Source organism: Vibrio sp. TRT 21S02 (assembly GCF_050113675.1).
Classification (GTDB): Bacteria; Pseudomonadota; Gammaproteobacteria; order Enterobacterales; family Vibrionaceae; genus Vibrio.
Map to the genome: position 1 here is coordinate 181,878 of NZ_JBNJOI010000001.1, position 20,828 is coordinate 202,705.

Sequence of the window (20,828 nt, forward strand, 5' to 3'; positions counted from 1 at the left end):
TGTTCTTATGCTATCAAATCGATAGATAACTAATATTCAATTGTGCGTTTAAAAGGGGGTAATGAGTCTAAAAGTGACTTTCCATATCGTTTCGTTACGATACGACGGTCAAGGATGTAAACTGTACCAGAATCTCGTTCCTTACGCAGTAGTCTTCCTACCGATTGGATCAGCTTTTTGCTCGCTTCTGGTACAGTGATCTGCATAAAAGGGTTTCCGCCTTTATGTTCGATGTATTCTGCATGAGCTTGTTCGACGGGTGAGGTAGGTACCGCAAATGGAATTTTAGTGATAATCAAATTTTCTAACTGTTCACCGGGTAAGTCTAACCCCTCTGAGAAGCTACCTGTTCCAAATAGGATGCTTGTCTTACCTTTATCGATCAGCATTTTATGTTTTTTTAGTATTTCATACCGAGATTCTTTCCCTTGGATTTGCAATGCCCAGCCTTTTTTAACGAATAATGTTGAGAGCGCTTCCGATACTTGGTTCATTTGCCAATAAGAAGCGAACAGCACCAAATTGGCCTTGTTAGCTTCAATGATTTCCGGAAGTTTCTCGATAAGGCATTCAGTAAATTCAGACGCTTGTGGTTCTACCGGCATTTTGGGGATGATTAACTCAGCTTGTGTTTGATAATCAAAAGGCGAAGAGAGTGCAAGAAAACGAACGCCGTCTTCTTCTCTCTCACTTATCCCGGCTTGACGACAGAAAAAGCTAAATGAGTTGAGAGCTCTCATTGTCGCTGAGGTCAATACTGCGCCAACGCAGCGGCTCCAGATCTGTTGGTCCAACTGCCAGCCCACTTCGAGGGGGGATACATTGACAATAAAGTCGCCTTCTCGATCTGGATGAATCGATAACCAGCGCGCCAACGGTGCGCCTTTTTCTCGCTTAGGCTCTGCCATCAATGTCCACACTTGCGCTAAATTATCTAAGCGCTGGGTATAAAACCCTAATTCAGCTAAAGCGGGCTCTGCTATTCGGTTTGAAACTTCCCCATCTTTTATCCGTTCTGAAATTAGGTCGGCAATTTTAGCGACTGCTTGAGCCGCTTTTTGCGAGGGGGATTTAAGTGATTTAGATTCTTCTTCTAGCCAAGCCGGGAGTTCACCATGCTCAAACCGATATACCCCCTCTTCAAATAATGCGGCATCAAACCGACTCGCTAATTGGCTCAAAGAAGGGATCAAAAGCTGAATTGAATCTTGAAGCTCATTTCGAAAACGCGCCACTCTTTTTTCATCTGCTAAATTTGCAAATTTAGTGACTGATTGATTTAGACGTTCTAACCAACTTGCTGCTCCCTTAAGGCTTGCTGAAGCGGATGAATGATCCCGCGCAACATGAGGTAAGTGGTGGGCCTCATCGAAGACATAAATCGTATTTTCTGGCTCTGGCAGAATCACGCCACCGCCGAGATCGGCATCGGCCATTACGAGACTATGATTGGCGATAATGACATCGTTTTTGTCCAGTTCTGAACGTGCCTTTTGAAACGGACATCCTCTGTGTGCAGGTAAACTGTTATTACAGCTATGTTTATCACTCACAATAAGTTGCCAAATTTCATCTTTAATTGGTTTTGGCCAAGAATCTCGGTCGCCATCCCATTTACCTTGTGAAAGGCTTCGGTACATCGTTTCTAAGAGTTCGATATCCGCTTTTTTCGGTTTACTTTCAAACATAGCAAGCTGACCACCATCAACTCCGGATGCAGAAGCGAGTTTTTCTGCACAACAATAACGTTGGCGGCCTTTAGCAAGAATGAAGGAGAAATTATGTTCAGTGATGCGGCGATAGAGTGGCAGATCTTTGTTAATTAGTTGCTCTTGTAACGCAACCGTTGCCGTTGAGATAACCACCTTGCGATTATTCAATACGGCAACTGGAATGGTTGCCATTAAGTAAGAAAGGGACTTACCAATTCCTGTTCCGGCTTCTGCAACAATCATACGAGTCGATTTATGGTATGAGCCACATAAGGTTTTAGCGATCTCTGCAACTAAGTAATTTTGAGCTCTACGAGGAATAAAATTTTCTAGTTGATCTTGTAAGTTTTGATAGCTTTTGCGAATGGATTCTTGAATGTTTTTTGTCAGCATACAGCGCCCTTTTCCTAAGGGGGCTGATACTAGCACAGATCTCTAAACAGTACTTAGTTCACGAAATGGAATCCTTTTACGATAAATCTAGATCTCGTTCACAAAAAAAAACTGAACCATCATAAACTTACAATTAATTCTAAATGTAAAAAATATAACCCTCTAAATAAAATATTCGGCTAGTTTATTATGCTGTCTAAGGTGTTATGCAAGCTATGTTGTGGTTTTTTATTCTAAAATGATATTTTGTTTTATTTATGAATATTGACTGTTGTGTGCTTAGAAGTTAGTCGAATAAAATTGATTTAACAATGTAACTCATTGATTTGTAATTGCTTTATGTTTTTTTAGTTTTGTTTTTTAGAATATTTGACAGACCGAATAATCTTTTGCAATCTTAATTCCGAATTTAGCGGCGATGACATCAAGCCATTAAAGAGCAAGAGTCATCACCGAAAATACTAAAAGGGAATCGGGCAAGGATTTCCCAATTTAAGAAAAGGCAGTGGATTATTATGAAAAAGACTCTAGTAGCTTTAGCTGTACTAGCAGCAGGTTCTGCGCAAGCAGTTGAACTATACAACCAAGATGGTGCGACTGTTAACATGGGTGGCGACATTGAAGTTCGTTACGTGCAGAGCACTGACAAAGGTTCTGAATTTAAGCAAGAGATTGACGATTCAGATCTAAACTTTGACATCCGTTATGCAGTTAACGATAGCTTCTCTATTGGCGGTTACTGGGAACTAAACGACCTAGCAACTAAAGACGGCTCAGGCGGTGATGCTTATGTTTCTTTCATCTCAACTGATTTAGGTACTCTAAAAGTTGGTAAAACTGCAACTCAACTTGATGATGCAGGTATTGGTTCTGACTTCTTGTTTGGTGTCCAGTCTCATGTTGAGACAGCTGATTTCTCTGGTGACGAAGTTATCCGTTATGACCTAGACAAAGGCGATTACTACGTTGGTCTAGCGTATATGCAAGACCGAAATGGTGGAAATGGACTAGGTAAAGATGGTAGCTTAATTGACTTGAAAGCAGGTGTCCGTGTTGCAGACCTAGACATCTCTGTATTCTATGGTATTGCAGACCTGAGCGGTGTTGGTACAAAAGAAACTGACGTTCTTTTTGGTGCTGTTGACCAAGAAACAGGTCAGCCTATTGTTGTTTCAGGTGTAGTTAATGAAGTTGTAAATTACGATGCTAAACAGTCTATTTCTGCTCTACAAGCTTCTTACGGTGGCATCGAAAACCTTAACCTAGAAGTTGGATACTACCGTGCAGATCTTGAAGTAGCTGGTGCAGCAGATCAAGATGCAGATACTTTTGCTTTCGCTGCAGACTACACGTTAGACAAAGTAACTTTTGCTGGTGGCGTGAGCACAACAGACTACTCTTTTGATAAAGAAGATCACACTGACTGGTTTGTTAACACTGGTTACAGCCTAGCTCCTAACACAACTGTTTACGCAGAAGTTGGTGGCAACGATAAAGAAGAAAGCGAGACTGGCTTCGGTGTTGGTATTAAAGCATCTTTCTAAGAGCTTAAATTTCTCATAATATAATGACCACCCTCTCGAGGGTGGTTTTTTTTTCTAGTTAGCGTAGAGGGATATATGAAAGCTCAGTTTGCGACATTATTGTTATTAATTTCAGGCAGTTTACATGCTGCTTCTTTAGAGCCAAAAAATGGTGTGAACCTGTTGTATATTGGTGGTGCTGAGGTAGAGGAGCATCGTGATATAAATAAAATTGAGCCTGGTAAAATTCAGGTTATTTTAAACTACAACAAAAAGTTAAAAGGCTCAGGTAAGGACAGAGTTTTTGATTCGAGCCCCTATGTTGTAAGCTTCGATGCACCTGATACCGATATTGTTATTACCCCTCCTAAAATGTATACCTACGATCAAGCGGCCCAAGCATTTAAGAACAACCCTCAGTGGAAGATAGAAACAGTGACTGGTAAGTCTGTTGCTTATACCCAAGAAGCTTTAGACCAAACTGGAGGTTTCATGCCATTTTTTGATATGTCAGAGCGAGTAGCTAAGCATAATGCAGCTAGAGGGATCACATTTGGTGCTTCAACTGCGATAGCTACAAAAGCACAGATAGCCGATTTACCAAAAGCAGAACCGAAAGTAACAACTTCAATCACTAAAACTGTAAAATCTGAAATGGTGAATCTAGAACAACTAAAAGCATGGTACGTAAAAGCGACACCAGAAGAGCGTAAAGAATTTCGTCGCTGGATCATTGACCAAGAATAATGGTAAAAGGGTTGGCTATGGGCCAACCCTTTTTCGTTATCTAAAACAGTCTGGTGTTTCTAAAGCATGCTCTATTGCCTTTACTAGTTTGAGGACTTGTTCTTGTGAACTAATAAAGGGTGGCATCATATAAATCAGTCGGCCGAAAGGTCTTATCCAAACACCTTGTTCAACAAATAATGCTTGGATTGTCTCCATGTTTACTGGTTGATGGGTTTCAACAACACCGATTGCGCCTAACCACCTGACGTCTTTTACTAAAGCGTGTTTGCGAAGAAGAGGAAGTGTCTGAGCAAAGGTGGTTTCAATCGACTCAGTTTGTTTTTTCCAGTTTCCTTCTTGAAGAAGTGCCATACTGGCACTGGCAACTGCACATGCTAATGGGTTACCCATAAAGGTGGGTCCATGCATAAAGCAGCCTGCTTCTCCCCCACAAACTGTGTCAGCGATGTGCTTACTGGTAAGAGTGGCAGATAAGGTCATATAGCCGCCAGTTAAGGCTTTCCCCACGCATAAGATATCAGGTTGAATATCCGCATGCTCACAAGCAAACATTTTTCCAGTGCGGCCAAAGCCAGTTGCAATTTCGTCCAGAATCAAAAGTAGCCCATATTCATCACAAAGTTTTCTTATCCCCTTAAGAAACTCTGGGTGATAAATACGCATTCCTCCTGCGCCTTGGACGATAGGTTCCAATATTACCGCCGCAATCTCGTGATGGTGTGCTTCGACTTTAGATTTGAAGTCATCTAAATCAGCAGCATCCCACTCATCCCAGAAGCCTGTCTTTGGCGAACGAGTAAAAATATGTTCCGGTAAGAAGCCTTTATAGAGTGAGTGCATAGAGTTATCAGGATCTGTCACGGACATCGCTGCAAAAGTGTCGCCATGGTACCCATCTCTGAGAGTTAAAAACTTAGAACGAGCTTCTCCGCGAGAATGCCAATATTGCAGGGCCATTTTTAAGCTCACTTCGACCGCGACAGAGCCAGAATCAGCAAGAAACACGTGTTCTAGATTATTAGGAGCGAGCGAGAGCAGGCTTTTACACAGTGTTATTGCAGGTTCATGCGTAATACCGCCAAACATTACATGCGACATCTTGTCTATTTGGTTATGGGCGGCTTGGTTTAACTGTGGATGGTTGTAGCCATGGATTGCAGACCACCAAGATGACATCCCATCGATAAGCTGTTCACCACTTTCCAGCTCAAGGTAGACATCATTCGCCGCAACAATGGGGTAACAAGGGAGAGGGTTAATGGTGGATGTGTAAGGATGCCAGATATGCTTTTGATCGAATTGTAAATCCATAAATCACCAGATTAAAAAATAATCATTTGTAAACTGTTGTTTTTTTGTTGTGTTGACAGTTTAACTGGAGACGATAGACTAGCCAAGCAACTAAACTAATTAATAACAAAGGAAAGCAAGTGGAAGTACGTCATAACTGGACACTAGAGGAAGTCCGCTCTTTGATGGAAAAGCCTTTTATGGATTTACTTTTTGAGGCTCAAACCATCCATCGTCAATATCAGCAAACTAACCATGTTCAAGTCAGCACGCTGTTATCTATTAAGACTGGTGCGTGTCCAGAAGATTGTAAGTACTGTCCACAAAGTGCTCGTTATACTACCGATATAGAAAAAGAACGTTTGATGGAAGTCGAGCGTGTTCTTGATGCGGCGCAAAAAGCTAAAAATGCGGGTTCAACGCGTTTTTGTATGGGAGCTGCATGGAAGAATCCAAAAGAGCGCGATATGCCTCATTTAACGGAAATGATCAAAGGGGTGAAGGGAATGGGTTTAGAAACGTGCATGACCCTTGGTATGTTAACACCCGATCAAGCGACAAAGCTTGCAGATGCCGGTCTCGATTATTACAACCATAACCTTGATACCTCACCAGAGTTTTATGGAAATATTATCACCACCAGAACTTATCAGGATCGTTTAGATACCTTATCGCATGTTCGCGACGCGGGGATGAAAATCTGTTCTGGTGGCATCATTGGTATGGGTGAGAGTGCAAATGATCGAGCAGGCCTGCTGATGGAGCTTGCCAATTTACCGACTCACCCTGAAAGTGTGCCGATTAATATGTTGGTGAAAGTGAAAGGGACACCATTAGAAGAAGTTGATGACGTAGAGCCTTTTGATTTTATCCGTTTAATTGCCATTGCTCGTATTATGATGCCTCAATCAGCCGTTCGTTTATCGGCTGGCCGTGAAAATATGAATGAGCAGATGCAAGCACTGTGCTTCATGGCTGGCGCAAACTCTGTTTTCTATGGATGTAAATTGTTAACGACACCGAATCCATCTGAAGATAAAGATATGCTGCTTTTTGCCAAGCTTGGTATAAATAGTCAGGAAATCTCTCAAAAACCTGATGAAGTTGAAGAAAATGAATTGCTGGATCGTGTTGTAGAGCGTGTTGCGGCTAGACCAAGTAAAGGCGATTTGTTTTACGATGCCAGCGTTTGAACATCGAATAGCGCAAGCGTTAACTAAGCGACGTGACGAAGGGTTAACTAGGAAAGAGTGGTTACTTGAAGAGGGAAATGGGGTTGCTCTAACTTTATCAGGGCAGCGTTACACTAATTTCTCTAGTAACGACTATCTGGGGTTAGCAACTGACAGTGAATTAGCGAAGGCTTGGCAAGAAGGCATTTCCAAATATGGCTGTGGTAGTGCAGCTTCCCCTATGGTTACTGGGTACTCACGTGCTCACGCTAATCTGAATGCAGCACTGTGTGACTGGCTTGGCTTTGAACATAGTACGCTTTTTAGTTCGGGGTTTTCAGCAAATCAAGCACTGCTTTTTTCCCTGTTAGATAAAGAGGATGTGCTGATACAGGACAAACTCAACCACTCCTCTTTGATGGAAGCGGGTCTGTTGTCTCCTGCCAAAATGAAGCGTTTTCGTCATAATGATGATGAGCATCTTTCTCAGCTTCTTACACCTGAAATCAATCAGTTAGTTGTCACCGAAGGTGTGTTTAGCATGGATGGCGATCTTTCTCCTTTACAAGAGATCCAAAGGATCACCCAAAGCAACAATGCGTGGTTGGTTGTAGATGATGCGCATGGCATTGGTGTACTTGGTGAAGAAGGCCGTGGTACTGCAAGTCACTGTAATATCAAACCAGATATTTTGGTGGTGACCTTCGGCAAAGCGTTTGGATTATCAGGAGCTGCAATATTGACGAGTAAACCCGTAGGGGAATACATATCTCAGTTTGCACGTCACTATGTTTATTCTACCGCGATGCCTCCGTCACAAGCTTATGCGCTAACCCATGCTATTGGTATGATCAGGCAGCAAGAATGGCGACGAGAAAAACTTGCTGAGTTGAAAGACGTATACAGAGCTTCAGCTTCTAGTTTGGACGGCTTTGTCGACACAATTACACCAATCAATCCTTTTTTGATTGGCCAGTCAGAGAAGACATTAAATATCGCTGAAAATGTCAAAAAAGCGGGTCACTGGTTAACCGCCATTCGGCCTCCTACCGTTGCTACAGGCTCTGCACGGTTGCGCATTACATTAACGGCTAATCACAGTAACGAACAAGTTGCTTCTCTTGTTCAGGCTCTCACTGAGGTATTAGAGGTGTCCGGATGACAGAATTTGCATGTTTTGATTTAACTAATGCAGGCGATCAAAAGCGCGCGATTGCAGAGGCGTTTGGTAAGGCTTCGATAACCTATGATCAGCACGCGGCTTTTCAGAGAGAGGTAGGGCATAAGTTACTCGATAAAATGCCAAAGGATCTATTGGGTAAACGAGTTCTCGATTTAGGTTGCGGTACAGGTTACTTTTCACAGCAACTTAAGTTGCGTGGGGCTGAAGTGATTTGTATGGATTTGTCTCAAGAAATGTTGCAGCAGAGCCGGCAACGTTGTGGAGACCATGACATCCACTATCACGTTGGTGATGCAGAATCTATCCCGTTGCAAAGCAACAGCGTAGATTATGTCTTCTCAAGCCTTGCGTTACAGTGGTGTGAGGACCTATCAGTACCACTTAAGGAAATGAAGCGTGTTCTACGTTCTGGAGGTGAAGCTTTCTTCACCACTTTACTAGATGGCTCGCTGCATGAGCTAAAAAAGGCGTGGGGTAAAATTGACTCATATCAACACGTGAATGATTTTATCTCGATCAATCAGGTAAAAATTGCGTTAGCGCAAGCTGATTGCCATAACCATCATCTAGACTTGCCGGAAATCACCGTTTGGTATGAGTCTTCATTTTCTCTTATGCGTGATCTCAAAGGCATTGGTGCGAATCACGTAAGTGGACGCTCTCATGGTTTAACAAGCCGACGAGCACTCATTCAAGTTGAAGAAGAATATCAGGTGTTTAAAAACCATCAGGGTCTTCTACCCGCAACTTATCAGGTTTGTTTAGGGGTTATACATCTATGATTGATGCATTTTTCATTGCAGGTACGGATACCGATGTTGGAAAAACGGTCGCTTCAAAAGCGATTCTTCACGCGATGGCAGCAAAAGGGCTGAAAACAATTGGCTATAAGCCAGTGGCTGCTGGAAGTGAAAAAACTGAATCTGGCTTTCGAAATTCCGATGCCCTTCATTTACAAAAAGCGGCAACGATCGAATGTGATTACGATGACATCAATCCATATGCTTTGGAGCTCCCTGCTTCTCCCCATATTGCCGCAAAGCATGAAAATATCGAAATTTGTTACGATGTCTTAAGCCGCAAACTGCAGCAACATAAAGAAAATGCTCAAGTTGTACTTGTAGAAGGTGCTGGTGGGTGGCGTGTTCCAGTTTCTGATCAAGATTGCTTGTCTACTTGGGTTAAACAAGAACAGTTGCCGGTTGTTTTAGTGGTTGGTATCAAATTAGGTTGTTTGAGCCACGCAATGTTAACGGTTGATGCGATCAAAGCGGATGGTTTGAATCTAGTTGGATGGGTGGCGAATCGTGTTAACCCAGGAACAGAGCATTACGCTGACATTATTGAGATGTTAGAACAAAAGATTGATGCACCTAAAATTGGTGAAATCCCATATGTGCCGAGCGTAAAGCGGAAAGAACTTTCTAAGTATATCGACCTAGAGCCACTTGCTCTGTAACCAATAACAAAAAGGCTGCCATATGGCAGCCTTTTTAATTGATGACCTGTTTATTTTTCAGCAGCCATACCCGCATAAGCCTGCTGAAAATCTGAAATCTGTTGTTGAACCGGGGAGTCAGACGATAAGCCGAGTTGCTTTTTTGCTTCCTCTTCTGTTATCCCAAGGTGACAGCACAGTAAATCAATAGCCATTTGATAGTTGTTAGTTTCAACCATGGTGATTTCCTTTCTCTACATGGTGGATTATGTTCTGATAATGAATTTAGCAGGTTTTAAACAGGCTACAATACGACCAAAGTCTAAGCCGCTTTCTCACTTTGTAGAACTGAACCAGTTTTAGTATCGCATTCTGATACAGACATCAAATGTTTCAATTTCATTCTTAACCTTGTTTTCAAAAGGATTAGACTATATCTATGTATAACAAATCGCTGTTGCTACTAGGTATCTATTAGCTCAACAGCTTATAAAAGAAGCTTGCTGTTTCGGAGAAAGTTAAATGAAGCGAGTAATGTTATTTATCGCAACGAACCTTGCGGTTATGTTGGTTCTGAGCGTTGTTTTAAATATCGTTTATGCCGTAACGGGTATGCAGCCGGGTAGTTTGTCTGGCTTGTTAGTGTTTGCTGCAGTGTTTGGTTTTGGTGGAGCAATTATTTCGTTGATGATGTCGAAGAGCATGGCGCTTCGCTCCGTTGGCGGTATGGTGATTGAAAGCCCACGCAATGAGACAGAGCACTGGTTATTGGAAACGGTGCGCGAGCAATCACAAAAGGCGGGCATTGGTATGCCAACGGTTGCAATCTATGATTCCGCAGACATTAATGCATTTGCAACCGGCGCAAAGCGTGATGACTCACTCGTCGCGGTGTCGACGGGCCTTTTACATAATATGACTCGAGATGAGGCTGAAGCCGTATTAGCGCATGAAGTTAGCCATATCTCTAATGGTGATATGGTAACGATGACCCTGATGCAAGGCGTTGTGAATACCTTTGTGATTTTCCTATCTCGCTTTATTGCTAATATTGTGGCTTCGCGAGATTCTGACGACGGCGAAGGTGGCAGCAATATGCTGGTTTACTTTGGTGTATCAATGGTTCTGGAACTTGTTTTCGGCATTTTGGCAAGCTTTATTACCAAATGGTACAGTCGCCATCGTGAGTTTCATGCGGATGCAGGCGCGGCGCAACTTGTTGGTAAACATAAGATGATCGCGGCGCTAGAGAGATTGAAGATGAGTCATGAATCTCAACTTGAAGGTTCGATGATGGCGTTTGGTATTAACGGTAAAGCTTCACTGTCTGAGTTAATGATGACTCACCCACCACTTGATAAGCGAATCGAAGCATTACGTAATTCGTAATCATGGTCAATTAATCAGTATGTGTGAGTAGCCGCCATTGATTGGCGGCTATTTTTTTATTTAATAAAAGAGACGAAGAGCACCGTGAGTAAACAGTAAACTTCGCTGAAAGTTATTTGTTCTCATTATTTTGGACTAGTCTAATTACTATGTTGTAATTAATTGGATTGGTCTGGTGCGAGCAGTTACTTACTATCTCTTAATGGCTTTCGGCATCGCTCTAGTGAGTTTTTTTTTCACCAAAGAGCTAGCTCTTAGTTTTTATACTGGAATATTTAGTGCTTTATTGCCGACAGCTTTTCTTCGCTTACACCACAAGCATTCAGAGCGTCGACTTGGGGTTCTGGACTCACTTCACCACAAAATCCTTCCCTTTTTCCACCGTCAACTAGAGTCTGCGACCAATTACACTGAGTCCGGGTTTCACCAAATCACACATTTGCTCGTTGCCTTACAACAGTCGTCGAATGAACTTCGTACTGAGCTTCAAGGGCCAGATGTCGATAAACACCATGTGGTCAAACTGACAGCGCAGATTGAGCAGATTAATCAGGAGTTGGCTGTTTTGATGCAATTTAGTGACCGATTACAGCAAAAACAAGCTGGAGTGATTGAAGCAATTGCATTGTGTCAGCAATCCATTACTCAGTTTGATCATTCGGGTGGGCATTGGAATGAAGAGGAGTTACTTACTGCGCTGGAGTGTATAAAAAGTCGAACCAATACCGAAGAGCACACCGATCCGAGTGACGAAGGTAACGTGACATTTTTCCATTAGGGGGACACATGAGAAAAAGCATTTTGATTGTTGATGATTCGGAATCCCTCAGACAGGTCGTGAATATTGCATTAACAGGCGCAGGATATCAGATCATAGAAGCGAAAGATGGTGTAGAGGGAATAGAAAAGCTAGACGGTAGAAAAATCCATCTGATCATCAGTGATGTGAACATGCCGAACATGAACGGTATTGAGTTCGTCAAACATGTTAAGAACATGGAACGTTATAAATTTACTCCCATCATTATGCTCACGACAGAAACTCAGGAATATTTAATGGAAGAAAGCCGAAAGGCAGGGGCGAAGGCGTGGATGGTGAAGCCGTTTAAGCCCGATAAAATGTTAGAGGCGGTATCGAAGATCCTCTCAATCTAACAAGGAAGCGAGATGCAGCAAATATATCAACTGCCAGAAGAACTCACGATTTATGAGGTGGGTGATGTTCATCAGCAAATTAAAGGGATACTCAGCGAAGGCGATGCGTTGGTATTGGATGGTGCGCTTGTCGAAGTATTAGATAGTGCTGGCTATCAATTGCTTATTTGGTTCATTCGATATGCGGAACGTCAAGGTATGGCAACGCCCATTATTAAACCTAGCGAACAGATCATAAAGTATGGCGAGTTACTTCAATGTCCCGCGATTTTGGAGTGTAAACCTCAATGACCCCTGAGCTGCAAAGAGCCTTAACGACGTTTGTTTCAGAATCAACAGAGTTGATTAACGATGTTGAGCAACTCTTGTTGGCTTATGAAGGCGCAAGCAGCATTAAAGTCGAGTCCGTTGATGTGTTATTTCGTTGTATACATACCATCAAAGGCAGTGCTGGGCTTTTTGGATTGGATGAATTGGTTCGTTTTGCACACCAGTTTGAATGCTTACTTGATTTATTGCGTCGTGAAGACATTTCGTTTTCATCTGAGTTGATGGCTTTGATGTTGCGCAGTAATGATGCCTTGAGACAAATGGTCGAAGAGGTTGAGTCCTATGGGCGTTGCTCTGTACCTGTTGGCGCAGAACAGATGTTTCAAGATTTTGAGCACGTTCTTCCGAGTATTGAATCGTCATTAAGCAGTATTGTTGACCCAAACACGGTGCATGACGGCGATTGGCATATTTCATTTCGCCCAAATGCGGATGTTTTTCAGCAAGGCTTAGACCCTATCTCTTTTATCCATTATCTATCGACATTAGCAGAGCTCAAGCAAATTGATGTTTCTGAACAGAAGCTGATCGATGTCGGGGAAAATTTTGATCCTGAATTATGTTACATCGGGTTTGAAATTCAATGCTCAGGAGAGCTGTCTGACCAAATTATCTTAGATGCCTTTGAGTTTATCGCCCCCGAATCCACGTTACTTATTATTCCTCCCGAAAGCAGTAAAAAGCAGCAGCAAACAGCTGAAAAAACACCATCACCTTTTTCTCATGATGGCGAAGTGAAAAGTCACAATCCTGCACTGAAGAAAATGAAAACACTTCGAGTCGAAGCTGACAAATTAGACCAATTGATCGACTTAGTGGGTGAAATGGTGATCACTGGCGCGCGAACCAACCTCCTTGCTCATCAAACCGGGAATGAACCTTTGATTGAAGCAATGGCACAGCTTGAACGCTTGGTCGAAAGCATTCGCGACAGTTCACTGCAACTGAGAATGGTGCAAATTGGTGATACCTTTAATCGTTTCAAACGAATTGTGCGAGATACAGCCAATGAACTGGGTAAAGATGTGGATTTGCTGGTGAGTGGCGCGGAAACGGAACTAGATAAAACGTTTATTGAGAAGCTCAATGATCCACTAACACATTTGGTCCGCAACGCAATCGATCATGGTATCGAATCACGAGAAGAGCGCATCGATTGTGGTAAGCCAGCCGCCGGATCATTACGCCTTAATGCGTATCATGATTCAGGTTCGATTGTCATCGAAGTTTCCGATGATGGACGGGGGATTGATGAAGAGCGGATACACCGCCTTGCCAAGGAGCGTGGATTGATTGAGCCGAATAAACAGCTGAGTGGTTCTGACATACGTCAGCTGCTTTTTAAGCCCGGCTTTTCTACTCGGGGAGAAGTAACCGACTTATCTGGTCGTGGTGTTGGGATGGATGTCGTAAAGCGCAACATCGAACTGCTGAATGGCAGTGTAGAGCTGGACAGTGAATACGGCAAAGGGAGCAAATTTTCGATTCGACTCCCGATGACATTATCGATCATTGATGGGTTCATGTTTAAGGTGGCTGACAGCGATTACGTGATCCCTTTGGATAACGTGGTTGAGTGTCTGGAATTTAATGAGGTTGCAGATGCAAATGGAGATAAGCGCTTTGTAACTTTACGACAAGATGCTTTGCCGTATTTGCGTCTTGCCGAATGGTTTGGTGTGAAGTCACACAGCACGGTTGAACAGGAAGCGTTCATTGTCGTGCAGTTTGGCTCATTAAAAGCAGGTTTAGTGGTGGATAGGTTGAGTGGCGAATACCAAACGGTAGTTAAGCCATTGGGCTCTCTATTTGACGGGTTAAAAGGCGTGAGTGGGGCCACCATACTGGGAAGTGGTGAGGTTGCGATCATTCTGGATGTTTTTTCCCTTATCCAGACCGCACTCAACCATGCCGATACTCAAGCATTGGAACGCTTTGGCCAGCAAGAGGCGGGCAAAGGAGAATAGTCATGATTGCTAAGTTATCGATCAAAAACAAAATCATACTCGCGATGTGCACCATGGGAGTGCTTTTGTTTGTGATTGCTGTTTCTGTACAGGTCAAAAATCGCACTATAGAAAGTTACGCGATAACGGTTGGTTACGAAGAAATTCCAAAGGTAATTTTGTCATTAAGTATGCTCGATGAGCTGGGTGACATGAATTCGAACGTATTGGAATTCATCACCGGGGAAGCCGAAGAAGAAGCCGACTTTCTTGCCAATTACACCGAATTTGTGACCTTTTTTGAACAGTTAAAGCAGCTCAAATCGATTGATCCGGTATTAGTCCGACAGATTGAAAATCTTTCAACTCGCTATTATGAAGACATACAAAGCTTAGTGTTTAAACGCTTTGATCCCAGCTTAGAAAGCCAAGCTGTTGAAAAGTACAATGTGCTGATCCGCGATTACGCGGATCCATTGGAAACGCTGCTCAATACCTTGAAGGAAGAAGAAGTAGCGGATGCTGGGCGTTCTGGTGATTTTGCTGAAGTGCTGAATGATGACTTACCCGGTGTGCGTTACTACCTAGAACTGATAGATGAAGAGGGGGACATGATGTCCGCCTTAAATGCCTACATGAGAGGGGAGATTGGTGCGGTTAATGCTTTTGAAAAAGATTCGCGCAATTTTGCTGAGTTTCTTGCTGAAATAAAACCACTGGAAAGAAAACCGGAAGAAATTAAAAGCCTTAGCGAAGTCGAGCGAATGTATTTGGCACTCTACAATGGAGGGAAGGATATTTTCGCAACATATCGTCCACGTGACAAAATTGTGGCAGCGCTGGAGATAGACAAACTGGAGCATGAAGTCTTTAGCAAACTGGAAAAGCTTCTAGACCAAATTAGCTCTACAGCGAATGCGCAAAGTACAGGTTCATTGGATGAGCTGGTCTTAGCGGCACGAGAAAGTATCTCTCTCGTGTGGGGCTTGTTGGGTGTTGCGGTTGTTCTGGCGTTCATTACGGCTCTATTTCTTATTAAAGGCATCGTCTTGCCAATTAAAGCCTTGTCTGAGGCGGCAGAAGATCTACGCTCAGGAGAAGGGGACTTAACTCGCCGCATCCCAGATTTTGGGACGGATGAAATAGGTGAAACCGCCAAGAGCTTTAATGGTTTTCTCGACAAGCTACAAAACATTTTATTGGACATTCAGGGCTCAGTAGAGGCGATCTCTCATAGTACGAATGAAGTGACATCAACGTCGCAAATGCTTAGCTCAACGTCAAGCCAACTCGCATCAAGTGTCGAAGAGACCAGTGCATCACTTGATCAAATGAGCTCTTCTATTTCAATGAATACTGACAATTCACGTGTGACCAATGAAATCGCAACCCAATCAAGTTCTGAGGCGAATGAAGGGGGGGAGGCCGTAAATGACACAGTTGATGCCATGACTGCCATTGCTGAGAAAATTGGCATTATTGAAGACATTGCTTACAAGACTAATTTGTTGGCCTTGAATGCTGCGATTGAGGCGGCTCGTGCGGGAGAGCATGGTAAAGGGTTTGCTGTGGTGGCAGATGAAGTTCGTAAGTTGGCCGAGCGAAGTCAGGTTGCAGCGCAGGAAATTAGCAGCTTGGCTGATAATAGCGTCAAAGTTGCTCAACATGCCGGAAATATGCTTAATCGCATGGTTCCGAACATTCAGAAAACGGCTGATCTAGTTCAAGAGATCACCGCCGCTTCTACCGAACAAAGTACCAGTGTTGCTGAAATTAACCGCACGGTTTCTCAATTAGATGAGATAGCACAGCAAAATGCTTCTGCTTCTGAAGAGTTGGCGTCAACGGCGTTGATGGTACAAGAACAAACGAATGAAATTAAAAATACCGTTAGCTTTTTCAAGCTGGTGGCAAATACGGCGGTGATGAGGCAGCGACCAAGAAGAGTCGAGCCAGAACATGTTCCCAGCTCTAAACCAGAGAAAGGTTACGTGCCTTTTGATGATTAAGGCATGATGGAGGGTATGGCCATGGCACAAGGAACCGAAAAGTACCTAGAGTTCCAATTGGGGGAGAAGAGTTTTGCCCTACCTATTGCGCATATTCGTGAAATTATGGAATACCCAGCAGTTGAATCAGTATCCGGTGCACCCTCTCAGGTATTGGGTGTGATGAACCTACGAGGCAACTTAGTGGTGGTATTTGACATTGCGCACTGCCTAGAACAACGCTCTGAGCCCATCGGCAACAAGACTTGCGTCATTATCACTGAAAATCATGGACATGGTGCCATTGGCTATAAAGTGGATGTGGTAAAGCAAGTATTTGATATCAATCTTGACCACCTAGAATCCGTCCCTCAACTCAAAGGTCGATTAGAATCGCCGATGATAAATGCGGTCGCCAAGCTGCAAAATCGAATGCTCACAATCTTAGACAGTGACAAGCTATTGTCTGATGAGATGTGGCGATGGATGAACAATAAGTCTTTAGTTTCTGAGTAAGGTAACGCCATGGATGAAACGGAAGAGAGCAACAATGATGCATTGGATCTACTGTTTGTAGAAGTGGCGCAAGAGGTAGTCGCTTTACCAATTGAGACAGTAAAGGAGGTGATTGAGTATAGTGAAATCACACGAGTGCCAATGTGCCCCTTGGTGATTCGAGGCGTTATTAATGTCAGGGGGAGTGTCGTTCCTGTCATTGACGCTGCTAGTCGATTGACACTGACTCCGCCAGAGAGATATGACCGTTATAGCTGCATTGTTCTGTACGAAACACCAAACCAAAAAAGTGATGACTCGATGACTCTCGGATTAGTGGTGAGTCGGGTGCGATCCATTAAATCGGTTGATTCGCAAAGGTTGATGACTAAACCGCAATTTGGTTTGGCAGTGCCTACTGACTTTGTATGGAAAATATTAGCACTAGAGGAGAGTTCGGTTCCCATTCTCGATATGTCTGCGTTGTTAAGCAGCCAAGATATTAATAGTCAGATGCTGCATCATCAAGTGCGGATGCTTGCGGCTTGGGAAGCCTAATTATGCTTGGGAGAGAGCAGTTTGATCATGTGAGAGCATTGCTTGAAAACCATACGGGTATCCTACTTGGTGAGCATAAACGCGCGATGGTGGAGCATCGATTGGGGATGCGGATCAATCAACTTGGTTACCAAAGCGTTGAACAATATTTACAGCTGCTTGGGCGAGGTAACTGCGATAGCGAGTTGCAGTTTTTCATCGATAGACTGACGACACATGAAACTTCATTTTTTCGTGAGCCAATGCAGTTTGAAAAACTAAAATGGTGGCTTGAAAGCCTGCCTTTTCGTGCTCCATTGAAAGCATGGAGTGCTGCATGTTCCTCTGGAGAAGAGGCGTACAGTTTAGCGATGGTTTTGGATGATTCGTATGGAAACAGCAACTGGTCATTACTAGGGACGGATGTGTCAGCCAATGTTGTTGAGAACGCAAGGCAGTGCCAATATCCACTCTCACTCGCTGAAAAAATTCCCCCGTTTTATCGTAAACGTTATTGTCTGAAAGGTATTGGGGAGAATGAAGGGCATTTTACGATTGCACAGTGTCTTCGCCGCTTTTGTCACTTTAGCCAACATAACTTATTGGCCTCTCCACAACCACAACAATACGACGTGATTTTTCTGCGAAATGTTCTGATCTACTTTGATTCTGAACGTCAGAAAAAAATTGTTGATAATGTCATAGAGAGCCTTGCTGTGAAGGGGCTACTGTTCTTAGGTCACAGTGAAAATGTTCTGCGTAAGCACTCCAAGATGGTTCAGGTTGAAAACTGTATCTATCGAAGGGAGCGCTTATGAAAAACGTTGAGGTTTTTATTGTTGATGATTCTGCGGTCATTCGCCAAGTGTTGGGGGAGATCATCGATAAAGAAGCAGGGTTAGAACTATTAGGCGTTGCTCCGGATCCTCTGATTGCAATCAAAAAAATGGAGAAGCATTGGCCGGATGTGATCTTGCTGGATATTGCGATGCCAAAAATGGATGGCATTGCTTTTCTTAAGCAGATCATGTCGACGAAGCCTACACCTGTTGTGATTTGTTCGGCAAAAACCGAAGACAACCCAACACTCAGCCTTGAAGCTTTGTCTTCTGGGGCTGTAGAGGTGATTAATAAGCCACAGAGTCAGCTCAATGAGTTCCTTTATTCTGCGGAGGTGAAGCAAATTTTAAGGGCCCTGAAGCAGGCCGCGGCAACCAAGGTAAAAGCACTTAAATTTCTTTCGGAGCAAAGCTTTCGTCAGAGATTAAGTGCGGATGTGGTCATTCAAAAACAAGATTCACCTACAAACCATAATGCTGAAGTGGTCATCGTTATTGGAGCCTCTACTGGAGGAACAGAAGCGGTTGAACGCTTTTTAAAAAACACTGATAGCAACACTCCTCCCATCGTGATTGTTCAGCATATGCCTGAAAAATTTACGACAGCTTTTGCACAGCGGTTAGACCAATCGGTAGCGTTAAAGGTTAGTGAGGCACACAACAATATACAACTGCAAAGAGGTAACGCTTACATTGCTCCAGGTGGAATACATACCGTACTGAACTGTTTAAATGGTCAATACTTCCTAGAATTAAAAGATGGGCCACTGGTTTCAAGACATAAACCGTCGGTGGATGTGTTGTTTCGCTCAGCCGCTCAATGTGCGGGGCAAAGCGCAATTGGAGTGGTGCTGACTGGCATGGGTGATGACGGCGCGCAGGGGTGTTTAGAGCTGCATCAAGCGGGTGCGGTGACATTTGCACAAGACGAAGACAGCAGCCTTGTTTATGGCATGCCAAAAGAAGCCATAGATAAGGGAGGCGTTAAGTTCAGCTGTTCATTGGATATTTTGCCATTTCAGGTACAAAGGGTTTGGGTAAAACATGAAGAACTTAAGTGATCAAATTGAAGCAATGCACATTGCGTATTTGATTGTTGATCATCAGATGAATATGGTTGAATTATCGCCTCAGGCCATGGAGCTGTTTCGCGTAGCGAAAGGGCAGAACCTAAAACAAAATGGGCTGACGTATGTTAATGAGTTTTTTGAGCCATTTTCTCTTAATACGTTCCTAGAAGATGCATGTGCTCAGGATTTCGAGCTGAATACGGAAGTTGGGATCAGCTACCCAGACAAAAATATTCAGTGGGTCGCTCTATTTGTTATTCGCTATAAAGGAAAATTTTTACTTCACCTCAAAGATCGAAGCGAGTTAGTGGCAACGCGTCGACTTAATCGTCAACTTTCGACCCAAGACCCACATACGGGGCTGTTATACCGAGAAGCTTTTTTATCCCAAATTGGTAAAGAGCCTGTTCATGGTACCGTTTGCTGTGTCCGTATTTGTAACTACCAACGGATCAATGAAATATGGGGAACCGCTGTTGCTAATTTGGTGTTTATGGAGATCCTCTCTCGTGTGATGAGTGAGATGGAAAGCGCCGTATGCAGTAAACATTCAACAGATAGCTTTAATGTGTTTATTCCACCGAATACCCCTTTTGATGTGGAAGCGTTTTATGCAATGTTGAATGAGCCATTTCATTTTAATGCTCGTCAATTCTTCAGCAATGTGGCCTTAGGCTATTACATAGAAAAAGAAGGTGATGATCATGCGCATAGTTTAAATAAAGCAGAAATGGCAATCATGGACGTTTTAGCTGATCGAGTTAGGTTGGCTGAATTTCGTGAAGATCTAGCAAGGCAAATTGAACATCAAAATACGTTGGAAACCGAGTTTAGAGCTGCGATTGCTCAACCTGTTTTAGATGGCAGCTTTGAAACACTTTTTCAGCCGATTCATGACGCAAACAATGAATCGGTATCTGGTGCAGAATGTTTGATCCGCTGGTGGTTAAATGGTCAGCTTGTTTCTCCGGTAGAGTTTATTCCTATTGCAGAAAAGCTTGGTGATATCGGTATATTGACGTTATTCAACATTCAGCAACTAGGTCGACTGGTCAGAGAATTAGAAGAGCAGGGCCGTGATACATCATCGCTGCTTTTTGCTTTAAATATCAGTGTGGTGGAAATCCTTGATGTAGATTTTGTTGAGAAAATTACGTCGAGTATTGAGACGAATGGTTTGTGTACTGAACAAATTAAACTTGAACTTACGGAATCGGCGTTGATCGATAATTTCAATTACGTAAACCAAGTGCTAAAGAAACTGCAATTGAGAGGCTTTAAAGTTTCTATTGATGACTTTGGAACGGGTTTTTCGAGTTTAAGCTACTTATGTCGTTTGAGTTTTGATGAAATTAAAATAGATCGGGCTTTTGTAACCAATGTCGTGGATGACGATCGATTGCAAACGGTATTCAACTCCATTGCCTCTTTGGCTGCGAACATGAATAAACCAGTGGTTGCGGAAGGTGTTGAAACATTAGAACAATTGGTTTATGCCCGAGCAAAATGCGTCGATTCTATTCAAGGCTTCTATTTCAGTAAACCACTCACTGCGGAGCAGTACATGGCGTATGTCTCTAGCCGTCAATAATGCTTGGAAATGGTGCGACAGACAGAG

The 20,828-nt window shown here is 43.1% G+C and carries 20 protein-coding genes; 17 read left to right on the top strand and 3 right to left on the bottom strand.

The window, feature by feature from the left end:
- Positions 1 to 29 precede the first annotated feature (29 nt).
- Complete coding sequence (gene dinG / locus ACQEXU_RS00935; RefSeq protein WP_427009303.1) at positions 30 to 2,105, bottom strand: ATP-dependent DNA helicase DinG; 2,076 nt, start codon at positions 2,103 to 2,105, stop codon at positions 30 to 32.
- A 515-nt stretch (positions 2,106 to 2,620) separates the two neighbouring features.
- Between dinG and ACQEXU_RS00940 the strand changes: the two genes are divergently transcribed.
- Together ACQEXU_RS00940 and ACQEXU_RS00945 are read left to right on the top strand one after the other, a co-directional pair.
- Positions 2,621 to 3,649, top strand: coding sequence for a porin (locus tag ACQEXU_RS00940; RefSeq protein WP_427009304.1), 1,029 nt, complete (start codon positions 2,621 to 2,623; stop codon positions 3,647 to 3,649).
- A gap of 75 nt (positions 3,650 to 3,724) precedes the next feature.
- On the top strand, positions 3,725 to 4,375 hold the full coding sequence (locus tag ACQEXU_RS00945) for a YccT family protein (RefSeq protein WP_427009305.1): 651 nt from the start codon (positions 3,725 to 3,727) through the stop codon (positions 4,373 to 4,375).
- Positions 4,376 to 4,411: 36 nt separating this feature from the next.
- Here the strand turns inward: ACQEXU_RS00945 and bioA are convergent, their stop codons facing one another.
- Complete coding sequence (bioA, locus tag ACQEXU_RS00950) at positions 4,412 to 5,689, bottom strand: adenosylmethionine--8-amino-7-oxononanoate transaminase (protein ID WP_427009306.1); 1,278 nt, start codon at positions 5,687 to 5,689, stop codon at positions 4,412 to 4,414.
- Between the two features lie 119 nt (positions 5,690 to 5,808).
- On the opposite strand from bioA, the gene bioB reads away from it, so the two are divergent.
- The 4 genes from bioB to bioD are packed head-to-tail and all read left to right on the top strand — an operon-like array spanning position 5,809 to position 9,482.
- The gene (bioB, locus tag ACQEXU_RS00955) at positions 5,809 to 6,861 is read left to right on the top strand and encodes a biotin synthase BioB (protein ID WP_427009307.1); all 1,053 of its coding nucleotides are present in this window, start codon (positions 5,809 to 5,811) and stop codon (positions 6,859 to 6,861) included.
- The gene (gene bioF, locus ACQEXU_RS00960; RefSeq protein WP_427009308.1) at positions 6,848 to 8,002 is read left to right on the top strand and encodes an 8-amino-7-oxononanoate synthase; all 1,155 of its coding nucleotides are present in this window, start codon (positions 6,848 to 6,850) and stop codon (positions 8,000 to 8,002) included. The genes bioB and bioF overlap by 14 nt, the downstream gene beginning before the upstream one ends.
- Entirely contained in the window at positions 7,999 to 8,805 is an 807-nt protein-coding gene (gene bioC / locus ACQEXU_RS00965; protein WP_427009309.1) for a malonyl-ACP O-methyltransferase BioC, read from the top strand. Before bioF ends, bioC begins: the two co-directional genes overlap by 4 nt.
- A complete protein-coding gene (gene bioD / locus ACQEXU_RS00970) occupies positions 8,802 to 9,482 on the top strand; it encodes a dethiobiotin synthase (RefSeq protein WP_427009310.1) in 681 nt (226 codons plus the stop codon). Before bioC ends, bioD begins: the two co-directional genes overlap by 4 nt.
- Before the next feature lie 50 nt (positions 9,483 to 9,532).
- Here bioD and ACQEXU_RS00975 read toward each other — a convergent pair whose 3' ends face one another.
- Positions 9,533 to 9,700, bottom strand: a complete 168-nt coding sequence (locus ACQEXU_RS00975) for a hypothetical protein (protein WP_367986748.1) — start codon at positions 9,698 to 9,700, stop codon at positions 9,533 to 9,535.
- A 283-nt stretch (positions 9,701 to 9,983) separates the two neighbouring features.
- Between ACQEXU_RS00975 and htpX the strand changes: the two genes are divergently transcribed.
- The 11 genes from htpX to ACQEXU_RS01030 all read left to right on the top strand — a co-directional run bounded on the left by htpX (position 9,984) and on the right by ACQEXU_RS01030 (position 20,801).
- The gene (gene htpX / locus ACQEXU_RS00980) at positions 9,984 to 10,850 is read left to right on the top strand and encodes a protease HtpX (protein ID WP_367986747.1); all 867 of its coding nucleotides are present in this window, start codon (positions 9,984 to 9,986) and stop codon (positions 10,848 to 10,850) included.
- A 175-nt stretch (positions 10,851 to 11,025) separates the two neighbouring features.
- Positions 11,026 to 11,628, top strand: a complete 603-nt coding sequence (locus ACQEXU_RS00985; RefSeq protein WP_427009311.1) for a hypothetical protein — start codon at positions 11,026 to 11,028, stop codon at positions 11,626 to 11,628.
- Positions 11,629 to 11,636: 8 nt separating this feature from the next.
- A complete protein-coding gene (locus tag ACQEXU_RS00990) occupies positions 11,637 to 12,005 on the top strand; it encodes a response regulator (protein WP_367986745.1) in 369 nt (122 codons plus the stop codon).
- 12 nt (positions 12,006 to 12,017) lie between these two features.
- The gene (locus tag ACQEXU_RS00995; RefSeq protein WP_367986744.1) at positions 12,018 to 12,296 is read left to right on the top strand and encodes an STAS domain-containing protein; all 279 of its coding nucleotides are present in this window, start codon (positions 12,018 to 12,020) and stop codon (positions 12,294 to 12,296) included.
- Positions 12,293 to 14,302, top strand: a complete 2,010-nt coding sequence (locus ACQEXU_RS01000) for a chemotaxis protein CheA (RefSeq protein ID WP_427009312.1) — start codon at positions 12,293 to 12,295, stop codon at positions 14,300 to 14,302. Before ACQEXU_RS00995 ends, ACQEXU_RS01000 begins: the two co-directional genes overlap by 4 nt.
- Positions 14,303 to 14,304: 2 nt before the next feature.
- The gene (locus ACQEXU_RS01005) at positions 14,305 to 16,290 is read left to right on the top strand and encodes a methyl-accepting chemotaxis protein (RefSeq protein ID WP_427009313.1); all 1,986 of its coding nucleotides are present in this window, start codon (positions 14,305 to 14,307) and stop codon (positions 16,288 to 16,290) included.
- A gap of 21 nt (positions 16,291 to 16,311) precedes the next feature.
- Complete coding sequence (locus ACQEXU_RS01010) at positions 16,312 to 16,785, top strand: chemotaxis protein CheW (protein ID WP_427009314.1); 474 nt, start codon at positions 16,312 to 16,314, stop codon at positions 16,783 to 16,785.
- 9 nt (positions 16,786 to 16,794) lie between these two features.
- Positions 16,795 to 17,322, top strand: a complete 528-nt coding sequence (locus ACQEXU_RS01015) for a chemotaxis protein CheW (RefSeq protein WP_427009315.1) — start codon at positions 16,795 to 16,797, stop codon at positions 17,320 to 17,322.
- Between the two features lie 2 nt (positions 17,323 to 17,324).
- On the top strand, positions 17,325 to 18,119 hold the full coding sequence (locus ACQEXU_RS01020) for a CheR family methyltransferase (RefSeq protein WP_427009316.1): 795 nt from the start codon (positions 17,325 to 17,327) through the stop codon (positions 18,117 to 18,119).
- Positions 18,116 to 19,201, top strand: coding sequence for a protein-glutamate methylesterase/protein-glutamine glutaminase (locus tag ACQEXU_RS01025; RefSeq protein ID WP_427009317.1), 1,086 nt, complete (start codon positions 18,116 to 18,118; stop codon positions 19,199 to 19,201). The genes ACQEXU_RS01020 and ACQEXU_RS01025 overlap by 4 nt, the downstream gene beginning before the upstream one ends.
- The gene (locus ACQEXU_RS01030; RefSeq protein ID WP_427009318.1) at positions 19,185 to 20,801 is read left to right on the top strand and encodes an EAL domain-containing protein; all 1,617 of its coding nucleotides are present in this window, start codon (positions 19,185 to 19,187) and stop codon (positions 20,799 to 20,801) included. Before ACQEXU_RS01025 ends, ACQEXU_RS01030 begins: the two co-directional genes overlap by 17 nt.
- Positions 20,802 to 20,828 lie beyond the last annotated feature (27 nt).